The following is a 14972-nucleotide window of genomic DNA, read 5'->3' as shown; positions in this document are numbered from 1 at the left end:
TTTTCATGATTTCGTTACGACTTCTGATCGATTGGTTACTACTGCTCCTATTTAGGATACAACTCGCTTTTTCTTATTTGCTCACGAGAGCTTTGTTGCGTGACCATAACGCGTTCGCATTTAGTTGACTATGCCTTCTTTGGATAATTTTGCAGGTGCCTACAGAAGATAAGGCAAAAAGGAGTTTTCTGCCTTGAAAAAATTCATGACCTTAATTCTGTGCGTCACGCTCCTCTTCAGCATATCCTCAATAGCCGGCGCGAAAAGCGCGGTACCAACTAAACTGCCCGATTCGGTGATTGACATCTCTAAAGAAAATACGTACCCAAATCCAACTCATGATGCCTCAGAGCTTGTCCCAAGCGCGCGCACGAAAACATTGCTCAAGACCGCGAATGTTCCGATTGAGAATCCGGTATTGATCAAATTGCTAAATGAGTCGGCGATTCATCCATCAAAATGGTCGATCGGCTATTCTGCACGCATCTATTTAGGCGAGTGGCCGCTCAATTATAAGTCGAAGGAAACCTCGGTGAACTGGGAATTCAAAAAAATTAATGATAATGCGGCGGACGCGCGCGGCAGCAAGAGCGCTCAACAAATCGGCTACGTGCAGAAAATACAGGCGAAAGTGAGCGGCGGTTTAACGTCGGATATTCCGAAAAAAGAGGAAGCCAGCCAGTTGATTATGTCAAAAACAACACAAAAGACTCATTTACCCATCTCTTTTTCAACCATTATCGGAGCCGGTACAAAAATTGATCGGCCATATCAGGTACAATCAAAACAAATCGGCCACCTATACGGCTATGTGCCGGCGGTCAATGAACGAGGAAAAATTACCTACGGTGAAGTGTTTCTGATCCTAAAAGGCGGCAAAGCGCGGATCGAGGTTAGGAATATTATGCAGCAAGGTATTGGTGCATGGATGCCGATTCAAGATCATCTATCGCTTCGCTATATGGCTCGGTAATCCGAATCCGTAATTCGTCTGCCAAACCATTCTGCCTTTTCTATGCTAAAGTTAGTGGAGAAGCTATAGTGGAGGTGCTGAAATTGGGGAGAGCGACGCACTCAAAAGCGCATCAAGTGAGTTATCTTAAAAATAGGTTCATCCTTCTTTCGCAGGTTGTTGGCGCGTTTGATGCAGAAACGGTCAATCAAAAGGATTTGGAAAACGTCTTGGAGATGATGGATAACCTCGAAGTGAAAATCCGCAGATTTCGCGATGACTGGGTGGAAGGTCTAACAGAAAAATAACCACACATAAATCGCGCGCAAACGGTTAACCCTAAACGTGGAGGGGATCGTGTGAGAAAAATCGCGCTTGTGCTCTTGGTCGCACTTTGCGGGCTTATCATCCATCCGTTTTCCACATACGGAAAGGATTGGTATTTTAAGCCTGCAAAAAACAATCAACCGGCGACCACAGAGCCTGAATATGCAGCACTGCTAAAAAAATACAATGGTGTATTTATCGGTGACACGGCGAAAAAAGAACTGTTTCTAACGTTTGATAATGGATATGAGGCAGGGTACACTGCGCGAATTCTTGACACGTTGAAGAAGGAACAGGTGCCGGCCACATTTTTCATTACCGGACACTATATTTCCGACCAGCCGAATTTAGTCAAACGTATGGTCAGAGAAGGCCATATCATTGGCAATCATTCTTGGAGCCATCCTGATTTATCGAAAATCAGCGATGCGAAATACAAGAAAGAACTGGCTAAATTAAAGACGAGGTACACACAATTGACGGGTGATCGACAAATGACCTACCTGCGTCCTCCTAGAGGAACGTTTAGTGAACGATCGCTGAAGCTTGGTTACGATGCGGGATATATTAACGTATTTTGGTCCGCCGCGTACCGAGATTGGCTTAGAGATGAACAGCATGGTGCTGATTACGCCTACGACCACATTATGAATCGTGTTCATCCAGGAGCAGTGATTCTGCTCCACACTGTATCGAAGGATAACGCTCAAGCATTGGAACGCGTTATTCACGATTTGAAAAAGCAAGGCTACCATTTCCGCAGTCTTGATGATCTGATGGCAGAACGCATCCTTCCAACTGAATTTTGGTGAATGAGCAAAAGACACCTCGATCCGAATACGGATTTGAGGTGTCTTTTTTAAGAAAAAAATGTCGAAAAAAGTTACGAACAGTATGCACAGCTTTATCCACAGACTTGACAATGTAAAAGTGGGATAAATGAGCACTTTTACACCGATATCCACATAATCCACAGATCGATTCATAATTATTAACAAAAACATGCACGTTTTTACAGCTTATTAATAAAGGCTTTACAGAAGTTATCCACTTATCCACAGAGTTATTGACATTTTCATAATCCTCGTTCTAGCAAATTCAGAAAAGTAGAATTTTCGTTATCTCTAATTCGACAAAATTTCAGCATATTTTCCTTCAGCTGATTGTTATTTTTCGCAAAACATTTATAATGAATTTGTTTTACTAAACTTGGTGTATATAAATAGTAAACAAACGAAAGTGGGGGCTAGTGGTGTTGATCGGCAGAAAAATCAAGAATCTGCGGCTTAAGAGCGGCTTGACACAGGAAGAACTGGCAGAGCGGACGGATCTGACGAAAGGCTACATATCACAAATTGAGCGTGATCTGAGCTCGCCCTCTATTGAAACTTTTTTTGAGTTGCTGGCGGTCTTGGGCAGTGATCCTAAATCATTTTTCGATGATCAGACATTCGTACAGAAAGTGGTTTACCAGGAACCGGATCAGTCTGAGTTCTCCGATGAACAGCTTGGTTATCAGGTTCACTGGCTTGTCCCGGAGTCAAATGAAAAGCAGATGGAGCCCATTCGCTTGACGCTTGGGACTCGAGGCGCATTTAAAACGTTCGAGCCTTCCCCATCTGAAACCTTCGTCTATGTTCTGTCTGGTGCAATCGCCGTGCGCCTCGGAAAGAAACTTTATCACGCGAGCACAGGCGACGCAATTTATTATCACGCTACTGAGGAGCATCAGTTGATTAATGAAGGCGACATGCCTGCGGAAATGATCCTCGTCGCAACAGAGTCTTACCTATAAGCGAAAAAAGATTCAGAAGAAAGGATGTGACATCCCGGGCCGTCGCTTGTCGAGGGTGCCGGAACATGAGATGGCAGAAAAAATAATGATTCAATTTGATCATGTCACCAAGAAGTTCGACGGAGAGACTATATTGCGTGATATCAGCTTTGATATTGAGCGTGGCAAATTCTACACGTTGCTTGGGCCGTCGGGTTGCGGAAAGACAACAATTCTACGTTTGATCGCCGGATTTTTAGAACCTACCGAAGGAACACTAACATTCGACGGGCAATTGGTTAATAAAATTCCACCGAACAAACGGCAAGTCAACACCGTTTTTCAAGACTACGCGCTTTTTCCTCATTTGAACGTCTTTGAAAACGTGGCGTTCGGTCTACGTATAAATAAATTGGCAAGTAAGGAAATCGCGCTAAGGGTTAAAGAAGCATTGCACTTTGTTAATTTGGATGGTTATCAGAATCGTGAAATTTCTGATTTGTCAGGTGGTCAGAAACAGCGTGTGGCAATCGCGCGTGCTATCGTCAATCGTCCTCAAGTACTGCTGCTGGATGAACCTTTATCCGCATTAGATTTAAAATTGCGCACGGCCATGCAGTTCGAGCTTCGTCAGTTGCAGCGCAGGCTTGGCATTACATTCATCTTTGTAACGCATGACCAAGAAGAAGCATTGGCGATGTCTGATGAAATCTTTGTCCTGAATCAAGGGAAGATTGAGCAAAGCGGTTCACCGCGATCCATTTATGATGAGCCGATCAATCGATTTGTCGCTGACTTTATTGGCGAATCAAATATTATCCCTGGTAAAATGCCGCAGGATCGTGTGGTTTCGTTTGCAGGGAAAACGTTCAATTGTGTCGATCAAGGCTTTAATGAGAATGAATCTGTAGAAGTCGTCATCCGTCCGGAAGATCTGGAGTTGAAGCAGCGCGGGGAAGGGCTTCTTCAGGTTCGCGTGGAATCGCAACTGTTCCGCGGCGTGCACTATGAGATCATTGGCAAGGATGAGGCTGGTAACTCGTGGATGATCCATTCCACTAAAAGTGCGAAAATCAATGATGAAATCGGTCTGTACTTTGAACCTGAAGCGATTCATATTATGCGTCATGGTGAGTCGGAAGAAGACTTTGATCGGCGGCTCGAAAGCTATGAGGGCGCAGACCATGCCTAAGAAACTGACAAACATTTATCTTATTCCCTATGCGCTTTGGATCGGACTATTTGTCCTTGCACCCTTGGCGATGGTCTTATACTATTCTTTTTTCACGATCCAAGGGCATTTTTCATTTGTGAATTATTTACGGTTCTTCACACCTATTTATTTGAAAATGGCTGTTAGTTCCATTGGCTACGCCTTTTTGATCACACTGTTTACTTTAGTGATCGCATATCCGACCGCGTACTTACTGACACGGCTTAAAAACAGAAGACTCTGGCTGCTGTTGATTATTTTGCCGACATGGATTAACGTGCTCTTAAAGGCTTATGCCTTTATCGGCTTGCTTGGAACCTATGGTCTGGCGAATTCGCTAGCCGCATTGATCGGCATCGGACGTCAGCAGATTCTGTTCACAGGCTTCAGTTTTGTTTTTGTCTCGGTCTATTTATTTATTCCGTTTATGATCCTACCTATATACAACAGTCTGGAAAAATTGAATAGCAGTTATGTCGACGCGGCGCATGACCTTGGCGCGTCCGCAGGGGCGACGTTTCGTCGTGTTATTTTTCCGCTGACACTTGAGGGCGTAAAATCCGGATGCCAAGCTGTGTTCATTCCTGCCTTATCCTTATTTATGCTGACCCGATTGATTGCCGGAAATCGCGTCATTACGCTAGGAACAGCGATTGAGGAACATTTTCTTGTTACGCAGGACTGGGGGATGGGCGCAACCATTGCCGTCTTCCTGATTCTTGCTATGGTGATAGTGATGGCGCTCATGGGCAAAGGAGGGCTGAAACGATGGTGAAAAAAAGGACATGGGCTTCCATTTACCTCTTTTGCGTCTTTGTCGTGCTCTATCTGCCCATTTTCTATCTGATGTTCTATTCATTTAACAAAGCGGGAACTATGACTCATTTTACCGGATTTACTTTGGACTGGTACAAGGAAGTGTTTTCAGATAAGCGATTGATCGTCATTGTGATTGACACTGTGATTGTGGCACTTCTGTCTTCAGTCATTTCAACGGCACTTGGCGTTGTCGGCGCACTGGCGGTCTATAGTACGAAAAGACGAAGCGCAAAAAACGCTCTGCTTTCTTTGAACAATATTTTGATGGTGAGCCCGGACGTGATCATTGGTGCTTCGTTCCTAATCCTTTTCACGCTGATTGGCATTAAGCTCGGCTTTGTTTCGGTTTTGCTCGCTCATATCGCTTTTAGTGTGCCCATTGTTGTTCTGATGGTCTTGCCAAAGCTGCAAGAAATGAGTCCGACGTTTATAGATGCGGCGCGCGATCTCGGCGCAAGGAGGCGTGATGTGCTGCTAAAGGTAGTTCTGCCATTTATAACGCCGGGGATTTTCGCCGGGTTTTTCATGGCGCTTACCTATTCCCTTGACGATTTCGCGGTTACGTTCTTTGTCACCGGCAATGGATTTTCGACACTCTCCGTTGAAATTTATTCACGGGCGCGTCAAGGAATTTCCATGTCGGTGAACGCACTCTCAACGCTTATCTTTCTAATAACGCTGGCTATTGTGCTTGTCTACTACTTCTTTAGCAATGGCATCGGGAAAGCAAAGAGTTATTCGGGAGGTCGGCGCGTATGAAAAAAATTAGTGTCATGCTTGTCGCCGTTTTGATCCTTGTCCTTGTTCTGGCCTTTGTTGCAGCAAAACTGACGGGATCGACGACGAGAGCAGCTGCCAAGACCTTGACGATCTATAATTGGGGCGACTATATCGATCCAACGCTCATCACGAAATTTGAAAAAAAGTATGGCTACCGTGTGGTGTATCAGACTTTTGATTCGAATGAAGCGATGCTGACCAAAATTCAACAAGGCGGCACTTCGTTTGATCTCATCGTTCCATCGGATTATATGATCAGCAAAATGCGTGATGAACATTTGCTGCTCCCAATCAACATGAAAAATGTGCCTAATTTAAAAAATGTGGATTCTCGATTTATGAACTTGTCTTTCGATCCGAATAATCGCTATTCAGTACCATATTTCTGGGGGACCGTGGGCATTGTTTATAATCCGAAGATGCTGGGCGGGGATAAGATCACCAGTTGGAACGACTTGTGGGATAAGAACTACAAAAATCAAATTCTGCTTGTCGATAGTGCGCGCGAGATCATTGGCATGGGTCTGAACAGTCTGCACTATTCCGTCAATGATACCAATGAAAAACACCTCGATCAGACATTACGGAAATTGAAACGATTGACACCGAATATTAAAGCGATCGTCGGGGATGAGAACAAGCTCCTGCTCCCAAGACGAGAAGCGGCAATCGGTGTCCTTTGGTCAGGTGATGCAGTAGAAATTATGGATGAAAATCCGGAATTGACGTACGTGATTCCCAAAGAAGGATCAAATGTCTGGTTCGACAATATGGCGATACCGAAAGGCGCGACGAATAAGAAAGGTGCCGAGGAATTTATCAACTTTATGCTCGATCCGAGAAATGCGGCAAAAAACGCGGAATACGTCGGTTACGCGACACCAGATAAAGCGGCGATGCGCTATCTTCCGAAGAAAATTAAGAATGACAAACGCTTCTACCCGGATAAAAAATTGACAGATCGTCTTGAGGTGTATGATAACTTCAGCAAACCGATGAACGCGAAATTTAACGAGTTGTTTCTCGAGTTTAAAATGAGTCATCATTAAGTTTTAGGAGAGAAATTTTTCTCTCCTTTTATTTTGCTTCATTTAATTGACCACAGGCGATTAGTGTATGGCTTCCGCGGACAATCCTGCCAATGCGCAACTTTTCTGCGACGAATTCATATTTCTCCAAACGAATACACTAGTTTATGATATGATATGGATAAAAGTGCTGGAGGATTGATCGATGGCGGTTATCACCAGGATACGGATGAATGAAAAAGAACGTGGTTTTTTCATCGTGGATGTTTCTGAGGAGGACGGAAGCGAGGAAAGTCTGAATGTACACGAAGACATTCTCGTTCGGGAGGAATTGCGCAAAGGATTAGAAGTGCTTCCGGAACAATTGGAGCGTCTGCGCAATGAAGCTTCAGGCATTCTCGCCTATAATGCGGGCTTGCGTTATCTTTCCTACCGCATGCACAGTGTTCTTGAAATGAAGGAATACTTAGAGAAAAAGCGGTTTGGCACAGTTCAGATTGACTACGCAATTCAGCGATTGACGCGTGAGAAGCTGCTTGATGATGAGGTGTTTGCTACATCATTTATACGCACGCGCATCCAAACGTCGACAAAGGGACCGCAGCTCATCTACCGGGAACTGCTTCAAGCAGGGGTTGCACAAGAAATCGCCTCGCAAGCAGAGGAACTCTTTCCTGTTGAAAAGCAGGTGGACCATGCACGTAAATACTTAGCCAAACAGACATCATCGGTTAAAAATAAAAAGTCCAGATCAGAAGCAAGACTTGTACTCGCAAGGCTGTTGATGCAGCGAGGCTATTCACGTGAGATCAGTGATCAGGTACTAAGTGAAATCACGGAATTCCTTGAGGAAAATGAAAAGAATGCGTTAGCACATCAGGCGGAAAAAGCGATGCAAAAATATAAAAAGTTCTCAGGACGAGACTTTGTACAGAAAGTGAAAAACTATCTTTTTCATAAAGGTTTCCCACTTGATGCGATTAATTCATTTCTGCGCGAACGTGTGAGCGGAATTAAAGAATAGTTGAAGGCGAGTAAGCAAGGTATGCAGCATTCGCTTAATGAAAAAAGGGTATCCCCAAGAGCGGATACCCCTTTTTTTCATTCTATTCATAGGTGACACACTCTCAGGAGTGCATACGAGCCAGAACAAGCTTCTTGCGCAATTTACGCTCACTGAATACCCAGCCTGTATACGAACTCTGCACATGCAGGTTTTTATCAAGCCAGACCGTCGCGGTAAACGGATAAGTGCCTTTTGAGTAATATCTGAGGTCGGTAAATTGGATCACATTTCTGCCATTGCGCTGCGTAATCGACCAATGAAAGATCGGAGAGAACGACAGGAACGCGCGCACATTTTTGTCTTGTGCAGCTGCCTGAATCATTTTATTATCAAAGTTAATCGGTGTGCGGTCGAATCGATCAATCATGTACAGTTTCCGACCATTTACTTTCCCTACGTAAAAGTATTTTTCACTTTCAGCCGCCAGATGATAATGGGACCAGCGGATGGTTGGTGATAAATAAACTTTTGTCAGCTCAGGAATTTGACTTCTAATATATTTGATTGTATTCCTATGATAAATGCCGCGCAGGACGTAATAAACAGCAATGATCGCATAAATCAAAATGAAGGTAACGCCCGGATGCCCAATGGTCTGCCAAATAGCGAAACCAATGAGATGCATGATGAAAATAAACGGATCAAAAATATTTATCGTTCCGAGCGCAACCCACTTTTCTGTTAAGGGACGGACTGCTTGCGTTCCATAGGCATTGAAAATATCGACAAAAACGTGGATGCAAACGGCCGCGAGTGTCCAGAATACCAACTGACCAGCGTTTGCTCCGGGAACAAGGGCTAAGATGATTGCCGCGAGAATAAACGGCCAAAGTGCCGTCGCCGGAAGCGAATGCGTCATTCCACGATGATTGCGAATGTAGGTCGCATTGTCTTTTAATTTCAAAACTGTGTCAATGTCGGGGATCACTGAACCTGCAACCACGCCGATCATTACCGCCTGATAGGTTAGCGGACTTTGCGCGACAGTGGGATCCAAAGTTGCTAAACCGGCCAAACCAAACCCCATAACAATATGAGTCGCTGTATCCATGAAAAACAATGTCCTCCCTTTTAAAAACATGCTGTTTCTTCAATGGCATCAGGATCAAGTTACTCTGCTTTTATTGTCACACAAATTCAAGGATAATGGAAGGGTTATATATGTCAATTCATGTGGAAAATGAAACTAAGAAAGGTTGACTAAAATGGATGCGCAACAAATCAAACAGTTTAACCATGACTTATTGGATTGGTTTCACACGAAGGGAAGACAATTGCCTTGGCGTGAAACCAATAATCCTTATTATATTTGGATTTCAGAAGTTATGCTGCAACAAACACAAGTGAATACGGTCATCCCATATTATAACCACTTTATCAGCAGGTTCCCGACACCGGAAGCACTTGCAAATGCGCCGGAGCAGGAGGTGCTGAAATGCTGGGAAGGCCTCGGTTATTATTCGCGCGCCCGCAATCTTCAGCATGGCGTTCGTGAAATGGTGGAGAATTATGATGGGCGATTACCGGACAATAAAGGGGATCTATTATCTATTACAGGCATCGGCCCATACACAGCGGCGGCCTTGCTCAGTTTCGCATACGATGAACCTGAGCCTGCTATCGATGGCAACCTAATGCGTGTTCTTTCGCGCGTGTTCCTGATTGACGATGATATATCAAAACAGAAAACGAGAAAAAAATTCGAGAACTTGGCGAGTGATTTGATCGCCCGAACGGAACCAGGTGCATTCAATCAAGCGCTAATGGATCTAGGAGCGATGATTTGCCGTCCGAAAAAGACGAATTGTCCGCAATGTCCTGTCCATGCGTATTGTCTTGCCTACGATGAGGGCGTTCAGCTTGAATATCCAGTGAAGAGCGGAAAAGTAAAGCTGCGGTCACTTAATTATGCCGTATTGCTGATTCAAGATGAGCAGGGCCGGTACCTCATTGAGCAGCGTCCGGAAAAAGGATTGCTTGCCGGACTGTGGCAATTTCCAATGATGTCGCTCGATGAATACGAAGAGCAGAGTCAAAGAGCAGACTACGTCCGCGAACGATATGGATGCGCGGTTGCACCTGTGCGCAAGCCTTTCTCTTACACGCACCGTTTTTCACATCTAATATGGAGGCTGACTCTTCTCGTGGGCAAGGGCACAACGAAGAAACAATTGAAAGAAAGACAACGCTGGACAGCAAAAGATAAGTTCGAGCGCTATCCTTTTCCGGTATCACATCAAAAGATTATTGAGTGGATTAAAAATAATCGACAAGATCATACATAATATTTGTCCTTTTTGGCTAGATTATGGTGGTGGAGGTGATACTCAATGGCAAAGAAAATGAATGCGGGCACAGATGCAGAACAAGTAAAGAAACAAAATGCCCAATCCCAAAGCGGACAATACAGCGGTGAATTTGGTAGTGAAACCAATGCACAGGAAGTTCGTCAACAAAACCAGAAGTCGCAGCAAAATAAGCAGTAATCACCTAAAGTACGGAAAAAACACCTTGTCCAGATCATGGACAAGGTGTTTTGTTTGTGTGCGCCCGTCGAGAAGGCGTGGCTGGTTTTTCTTTGACTTTTCCAACAGATGAAGAGTATACGTTCGATTGAGTGCTGTCACGTGAATAAATTTTCCAATAGGATAGTAAAAAAGTTTACATTTAAAAAAGAAAAAAATGCATGCAGCGTCCAAGATGGTATAATAACCAAGAAAAGGAGGTGAGTATTCAGAATGGATGAAACACTTTTAAAAGTAGAAGGATTGCAAACATCCTTTTTTACTGATGACGGAGAAGTGCCGGCAGTTGATGGAATTGATTTCTCGGTCCACGAGGGAGAGATTCTTGGAATTGTCGGCGAGTCTGGCTGCGGCAAGAGTGTGACGTCTCTTTCAATAATGGGTCTGATTCCTTCGCCCCCAGGAAAGATTGTCGGAGGTCATATCTATTACAAGGGCGAAGACATCAGCCGAGCCAAAGAGTCGAGAATGAGAAAGTTACGTGGAAATGATATTGCTATGATTTTTCAAGAGCCTATGACCTCGCTTAACCCGGTTTTCACAATCGGTGAACAATTAATGGAAGCCATAAGACTACATAATCATCTTTCCAAAAAAGAACAAGTTGAGCGTTCAATAGAGTTGTTAAAATTAGTTGGACTCCCGAGAGCTAAGGAATTATTGGCAGAGTATCCCCATGAACTGTCCGGAGGCATGCGGCAGCGCGTGATGATCGCGATGGCTATGTCCTGCAACCCAAAGGTTCTGATCGCTGACGAACCGACAACTGCGCTTGACGTGACCATTCAAGCCCAAATCCTTGACCTGATGGTGAAACTTAATAAGGAAACACATACCGCTATTATTATGATCACTCATGATTTAGGCGTTGTCGCCCAGATGTGCCATCGAGTTGTTGTCATGTATGCGGGAAAAATCGTTGAAGAAGGACCGGTTAAGGAGATTTTCAGTCATCCTAACCACCCGTACACAGAGGGGTTGATCAAATCAATTCCTGATCTGCATGGGAAAAAAGATAATCTCTATACGATAAAAGGCAGTGTTCCGAGACCCGGATCCATCGCCAAGGGGTGTCTGTTTGCGCCGCGATGTGAATTTGTTATGGACAAATGCCGAGTAAATGCCCCCGAGCTATCGGGCAGTGTTCATAAATCGCGTTGCTTTCTTCATCAGGAGCAAGGCAGAAAGGAAGTCCATACATGAGTGAACCGCTTTTGCAAGTTGAGAATCTCAAAAAATATTACCCAATCAACGGCGGAAAGTTCGGCAGCGTATCAGAAACTGTTCGCGCTGTTGATGGCGTGAGTTTAACGGTTAACGAAGGAGAGACCTTGGGAATCGTTGGCGAATCGGGTTGCGGGAAATCGACAACCGGACGAATGATTATGCGTTTGATTGAGCCGACTGAAGGTAAAATAATTTTCCAAAACCGAAATATTATGGAGCTCACGAAGCGTGAGATGCGCAAAGCACGCAAAGATATTCAAATGATTTTTCAGGATCCGTTCGCCTCGCTTAATCCTCGCCATACTGTTGGTCACATTATTGAAGAACCTATGATCGTTCATCATATGGGTGACAAAAAGCAGCGTCAGAAACGCGTCGAAGAGCTTTTGGAACTTGTCGGACTCAGCAGCTATCATGCGAAGCGCTATCCGCATCAATTCAGCGGCGGTCAACGTCAGCGCATCGGCATTGCTCGAGCACTCGCCGTGCGTCCCAAGGTCATCATTGCCGACGAACCGGTTTCCGCTTTGGATGTATCGGTTCAGTCACAGGTGCTCAACCTTCTCAAGGATTTGCAGAAGAAATTCAATTTGACGTTTATTTTTATTGCCCATGACTTGAGTGTTGTTCGTCACATCAGTGACCGAGTCGGTGTGATGTATCTTGGAAAAATCGTCGAACTTTCCGAGAGCGAGAATCTTTACAATGATCCGAAGCATCCGTATACGAAGGCATTGCTATCCGCGGTTCCGATTCCAGATCCGGATATTAAGACCGAGCGCATCATCCTTGAGGGGGATGTGCCAAGTCCTGCCCATCCGCCTGCAGGGTGCGCGTTCCACGATCGCTGCTCGGTCGCAATGGATATCTGTTCGATTGAACAACCGCATCTTAAGACTTTGGAAGACGGTCGATTGGTTTCCTGTCATTTATATGATTAAATTTCTCGTTCATTTATAAAAAGAATTCAAGGAAACGAGTGTAAGCGGTCCGGCAAATAAGGGAACGTCGACTAACGACGCTCACATCCTATGAGCAACGTCGAAGCCACCGCATCCTGCAGATGTGCGTCCTGCGGCTCATCGGACACTAGGCCATCTATGGCCGGCGGCTTCGCCTGTGCCAAAGGCTTTGCAAAGCCAAGTTTTCTAACGTTAAACCGCGAAAAGCACACCATTACCTAATGGGTGCCATAAGAGAGGTGAAATCTCATGTTCTACTATTCGATAAAACGATTGCTCATGCTCATACCTGTTCTGCTTGGGATGACCTTAATTGTGTTCGCCATCATCCATGCGATTCCCGGTAATCCCGCGCTGACGATTCTCGGGACAAAAGCAACCCCGGAAGCTATTCACAGCCTTAACCGATCACTCGGGCTGGACAACCCCTGGTATGTGCAGTATTTTTCCTATTTAAAGGATATTTTGAGCGGTAATCTTGGAACATCTATTCAAACACATGCGCCAATTTCAAGTGAAATCTGGCCACACTTAGCGGCGACGATCGAGCTCTCATTTATAGCGATGATCATTGCCGTGTTCGTTGGCATCAACGCCGGAATTATCAGTGCATGGAAGCAAAATTCATTTCTTGATTATACAGCGATGATCCTTGCTTTAATTGGTGTATCAATGCCGGTATTCTGGCTTGGTTTGCTTGAACAATGGGGCTTCTCCATTAAACTGCAATGGCTGCCGTCAATCGGACGGGATGATATCCGAAATGGTGTTGATCCGATTACCAATCTTTATCTGATCGACACATTGCTGCGCGGTCGATTGGATCAATTTTGGATGGTCATAAGGCATTTGATTCTTCCTGCCATTGCACTTGCGACCATTCCAACTGCAATTATTGCACGTATGACTCGATCAAGTATGCTTGAGGTGCTGAAATCCGATTATATTCGAACGGCCAAGGCCAAGGGCCAACGAATGGTTTGGATTGTGTACAAGTATGCCTTAAAAAATGCGTTTATTCCGATTTTAACCGTCATCGGATTACAGACCGGTCTGCTTCTTGGCGGGGCAATCCTTACTGAAACAATCTTTGGGTGGCCGGGCGTCGGTCTCTATATTTACAACGCGATCCAATACCGTGATTATCCGGTCATTCAGTCAGGAATCCTGGTCATTGCATTCATTTTCGTCATGGTCAATTTCGTTGTTGATCTTCTTTATGGGCTCTTTGATCCGCGGATTAAATATCGATAAAAGAAAATGTTTAAAAATTTGGACGGGTCGTTTTACTTAGCGGAAAAGGCTAAGTAATTCTTTTCACTCTCCTTCTGAGCGATTTTCGAATCATAACATAGGAAAGAAGGTGTGTAGCATGTCACAAGCTTCCCAAGCAACGACTGATCCGGCTGTGATCGAAGAAAAGAGTTCGTTCATCATTGCAATCAGCGAATTTTGGAAGTCTTATCGAAAAAACAAGCCTGCCATTGTCGGAACGGTCATCGTCCTTTTCTTCATTCTTCTTGCGATCTTTGCGAACTTTATTGCTCCTCAAGGGATTAATGATCAAAATATAGCAAATAGACTCCAACCGCCGTCTCCGGCTCATTGGTTTGGTACGGATGACTTCGGTCGTGATATATTCAGCCGTATTCTATTTGGTGCAAGGCTTTCGCTCCGCATTGGCTTTTTGTCGGTTATCGGATCGATCATTGTCGGTACATTGCTTGGCGTTCTTGCCGGTTATTTTGGTAAGGTTCTCGACGTGTTCATTTCACGAGTCTTTGATATATTGCTTGCATTCCCAAGTATTCTCTTATCCATTGCCATTGTGGCAATTCTCGGACCGTCACTGAATAACGCTCTTGTCGCGATTGCGATCGTCAACGTACCGGTATTCGGGCGCTTGGTGCGCTCACGCGTGCTGACAGTTAAAGAAGAAGAGTATGTCATGGCTGCACGTTCTATCGGAATGGGCGATATGCGTATTATTTTTCATCATGTGCTTCCGAACAGCATTGCGCCGATCATTGTTCAGGGCACACTGAATATTGCAACGGCTATTCTCGATGCTGCCGGATTAGGATTTCTTGGCATGGGTGCGCAGGCGCCACTGCCGGAATGGGGCAAGATGCTGTCCGACTCAAGGGAGTATATTCAGAATGCGCCATGGACGGTGCTCTTTCCCGGGCTCGCCATTGTCTTAGTCGTTGTCGGCTTTAACCTGATCGGGGACGGGCTTCGCGACGCGCTCGATCCGCGTATGAAGAGTTAAAAATATAGTATTCTAAACCTTCACTAT

16 protein-coding genes are annotated in these 14972 nt (G+C 44.8%); 15 read left to right on the top strand and 1 reads right to left on the bottom strand.

Going from position 1 to position 14972, the window contains the following annotated elements:
• Positions 1-193: 193 nt before the first annotated feature.
• The 9 genes from ABWW58_RS08510 (at position 194) to ABWW58_RS08470 (ending at position 7917) form a co-directional block, all read left to right on the top strand.
• A complete protein-coding gene (locus tag ABWW58_RS08510) occupies positions 194-973 on the top strand; it encodes a YfkD family protein (protein WP_353868720.1) in 780 nt (259 codons plus the stop codon).
• 83 nt (positions 974-1056) lie between these two features.
• Positions 1057-1260 (top strand): SE1561 family protein, encoded by a 204-nt coding sequence (locus ABWW58_RS08505; RefSeq protein ID WP_353868719.1) that lies wholly within the window; start codon positions 1057-1059, stop codon positions 1258-1260.
• A 51-nt stretch (positions 1261-1311) separates the two neighbouring features.
• Positions 1312-2091: a delta-lactam-biosynthetic de-N-acetylase gene (pdaA, locus tag ABWW58_RS08500; RefSeq protein WP_353868718.1), complete on the top strand. Its 780-nt coding sequence runs from the start codon at positions 1312-1314 to the stop codon at positions 2089-2091.
• A gap of 440 nt (positions 2092-2531) precedes the next feature.
• Positions 2532-3074 (top strand): helix-turn-helix domain-containing protein, encoded by a 543-nt coding sequence (locus tag ABWW58_RS08495; protein ID WP_353868717.1) that lies wholly within the window; start codon positions 2532-2534, stop codon positions 3072-3074.
• 70 nt (positions 3075-3144) lie between these two features.
• The gene (locus tag ABWW58_RS08490; protein WP_353868716.1) at positions 3145-4245 is read left to right on the top strand and encodes an ABC transporter ATP-binding protein; all 1101 of its coding nucleotides are present in this window, start codon (positions 3145-3147) and stop codon (positions 4243-4245) included.
• Positions 4238-5041 (top strand): ABC transporter permease, encoded by an 804-nt coding sequence (locus ABWW58_RS08485; protein WP_353868715.1) that lies wholly within the window; start codon positions 4238-4240, stop codon positions 5039-5041. Before ABWW58_RS08490 ends, ABWW58_RS08485 begins: the two co-directional genes overlap by 8 nt.
• On the top strand, positions 5035-5844 hold the full coding sequence (locus tag ABWW58_RS08480) for an ABC transporter permease (protein ID WP_093670232.1): 810 nt from the start codon (positions 5035-5037) through the stop codon (positions 5842-5844). Before ABWW58_RS08485 ends, ABWW58_RS08480 begins: the two co-directional genes overlap by 7 nt.
• Positions 5841-6914: an ABC transporter substrate-binding protein gene (locus ABWW58_RS08475; protein WP_353868714.1), complete on the top strand. Its 1074-nt coding sequence runs from the start codon at positions 5841-5843 to the stop codon at positions 6912-6914. Before ABWW58_RS08480 ends, ABWW58_RS08475 begins: the two co-directional genes overlap by 4 nt.
• A 184-nt stretch (positions 6915-7098) precedes the next feature.
• The gene (locus tag ABWW58_RS08470) at positions 7099-7917 is read left to right on the top strand and encodes a RecX family transcriptional regulator (protein WP_353868713.1); all 819 of its coding nucleotides are present in this window, start codon (positions 7099-7101) and stop codon (positions 7915-7917) included.
• Between the two features lie 103 nt (positions 7918-8020).
• Here ABWW58_RS08470 and ABWW58_RS08465 read toward each other — a convergent pair whose 3' ends face one another.
• The gene (locus ABWW58_RS08465) at positions 8021-9010 is read right to left on the bottom strand and encodes a metal-dependent hydrolase (RefSeq protein WP_353868712.1); all 990 of its coding nucleotides are present in this window, start codon (positions 9008-9010) and stop codon (positions 8021-8023) included.
• A gap of 154 nt (positions 9011-9164) precedes the next feature.
• Here ABWW58_RS08465 and mutY point away from each other — a divergent pair, with 154 nt between their 5' ends.
• The 6 genes from mutY (at position 9165) to ABWW58_RS08435 (ending at position 14945) form a co-directional block, all read left to right on the top strand.
• Positions 9165-10244, top strand: coding sequence for an A/G-specific adenine glycosylase (gene mutY, locus ABWW58_RS08460; RefSeq protein ID WP_353868711.1), 1080 nt, complete (start codon positions 9165-9167; stop codon positions 10242-10244).
• Positions 10245-10289: 45 nt separating this feature from the next.
• Positions 10290-10445, top strand: a complete 156-nt coding sequence (locus ABWW58_RS08455; RefSeq protein WP_353868710.1) for a gamma-type small acid-soluble spore protein — start codon at positions 10290-10292, stop codon at positions 10443-10445.
• Between the two features lie 252 nt (positions 10446-10697).
• Positions 10698-11687 carry an ABC transporter ATP-binding protein gene (locus tag ABWW58_RS08450; protein WP_353868709.1) on the top strand — a complete coding sequence of 330 codons (990 nt, stop codon included), beginning with the start codon at positions 10698-10700 and terminating at the stop codon, positions 11685-11687.
• Positions 11684-12652 carry an ABC transporter ATP-binding protein gene (locus ABWW58_RS08445; RefSeq protein WP_353868708.1) on the top strand — a complete coding sequence of 323 codons (969 nt, stop codon included), beginning with the start codon at positions 11684-11686 and terminating at the stop codon, positions 12650-12652. Before ABWW58_RS08450 ends, ABWW58_RS08445 begins: the two co-directional genes overlap by 4 nt.
• A gap of 270 nt (positions 12653-12922) precedes the next feature.
• On the top strand, positions 12923-13927 hold the full coding sequence (locus ABWW58_RS08440; RefSeq protein WP_353868707.1) for an ABC transporter permease: 1005 nt from the start codon (positions 12923-12925) through the stop codon (positions 13925-13927).
• A gap of 118 nt (positions 13928-14045) precedes the next feature.
• Positions 14046-14945: an ABC transporter permease gene (locus ABWW58_RS08435; RefSeq protein ID WP_353868706.1), complete on the top strand. Its 900-nt coding sequence runs from the start codon at positions 14046-14048 to the stop codon at positions 14943-14945.
• The last annotated feature ends 27 nt before the right edge of the window (positions 14946-14972 follow it).

It is taken from the genome of Sporolactobacillus caesalpiniae (genome assembly GCF_040513385.1).
Classification (GTDB): Bacteria; Bacillota; Bacilli; order Bacillales; family Sporolactobacillaceae; genus Sporolactobacillus.
The sequence above is the reverse complement of the archived record's forward strand: the minus strand, read 5'-3'. Positions and strand labels throughout refer to the sequence as shown.

Coding starts and splice junctions, on each gene's coding strand:
- ABWW58_RS08485 (WP_353868715.1), top strand. CDS start 4,238: ATGCCTAAGAAACTGACAAACATTTATCTTATTCCCTATGCGCTTTGG.
- ABWW58_RS08470 (WP_353868713.1), top strand. CDS start 7,099: ATGGCGGTTATCACCAGGATACGGATGAATGAAAAAGAACGTGGTTTT.
- ABWW58_RS08455 (WP_353868710.1), top strand. CDS start 10,290: ATGGCAAAGAAAATGAATGCGGGCACAGATGCAGAACAAGTAAAGAAA.
- ABWW58_RS08465 (WP_353868712.1), bottom strand. CDS start 9,010: ATGGATACAGCGACTCATATTGTTATGGGGTTTGGTTTGGCCGGTTTA.
- ABWW58_RS08440 (WP_353868707.1), top strand. CDS start 12,923: ATGTTCTACTATTCGATAAAACGATTGCTCATGCTCATACCTGTTCTG.
- ABWW58_RS08445 (WP_353868708.1), top strand. CDS start 11,684: ATGAGTGAACCGCTTTTGCAAGTTGAGAATCTCAAAAAATATTACCCA.
- ABWW58_RS08435 (WP_353868706.1), top strand. CDS start 14,046: ATGTCACAAGCTTCCCAAGCAACGACTGATCCGGCTGTGATCGAAGAA.
- ABWW58_RS08450 (WP_353868709.1), top strand. CDS start 10,698: ATGGATGAAACACTTTTAAAAGTAGAAGGATTGCAAACATCCTTTTTT.
- mutY (WP_353868711.1), top strand. CDS start 9,165: ATGGATGCGCAACAAATCAAACAGTTTAACCATGACTTATTGGATTGG.
- ABWW58_RS08480 (WP_093670232.1), top strand. CDS start 5,035: ATGGTGAAAAAAAGGACATGGGCTTCCATTTACCTCTTTTGCGTCTTT.
- ABWW58_RS08490 (WP_353868716.1), top strand. CDS start 3,145: ATGGCAGAAAAAATAATGATTCAATTTGATCATGTCACCAAGAAGTTC.
- ABWW58_RS08475 (WP_353868714.1), top strand. CDS start 5,841: ATGAAAAAAATTAGTGTCATGCTTGTCGCCGTTTTGATCCTTGTCCTT.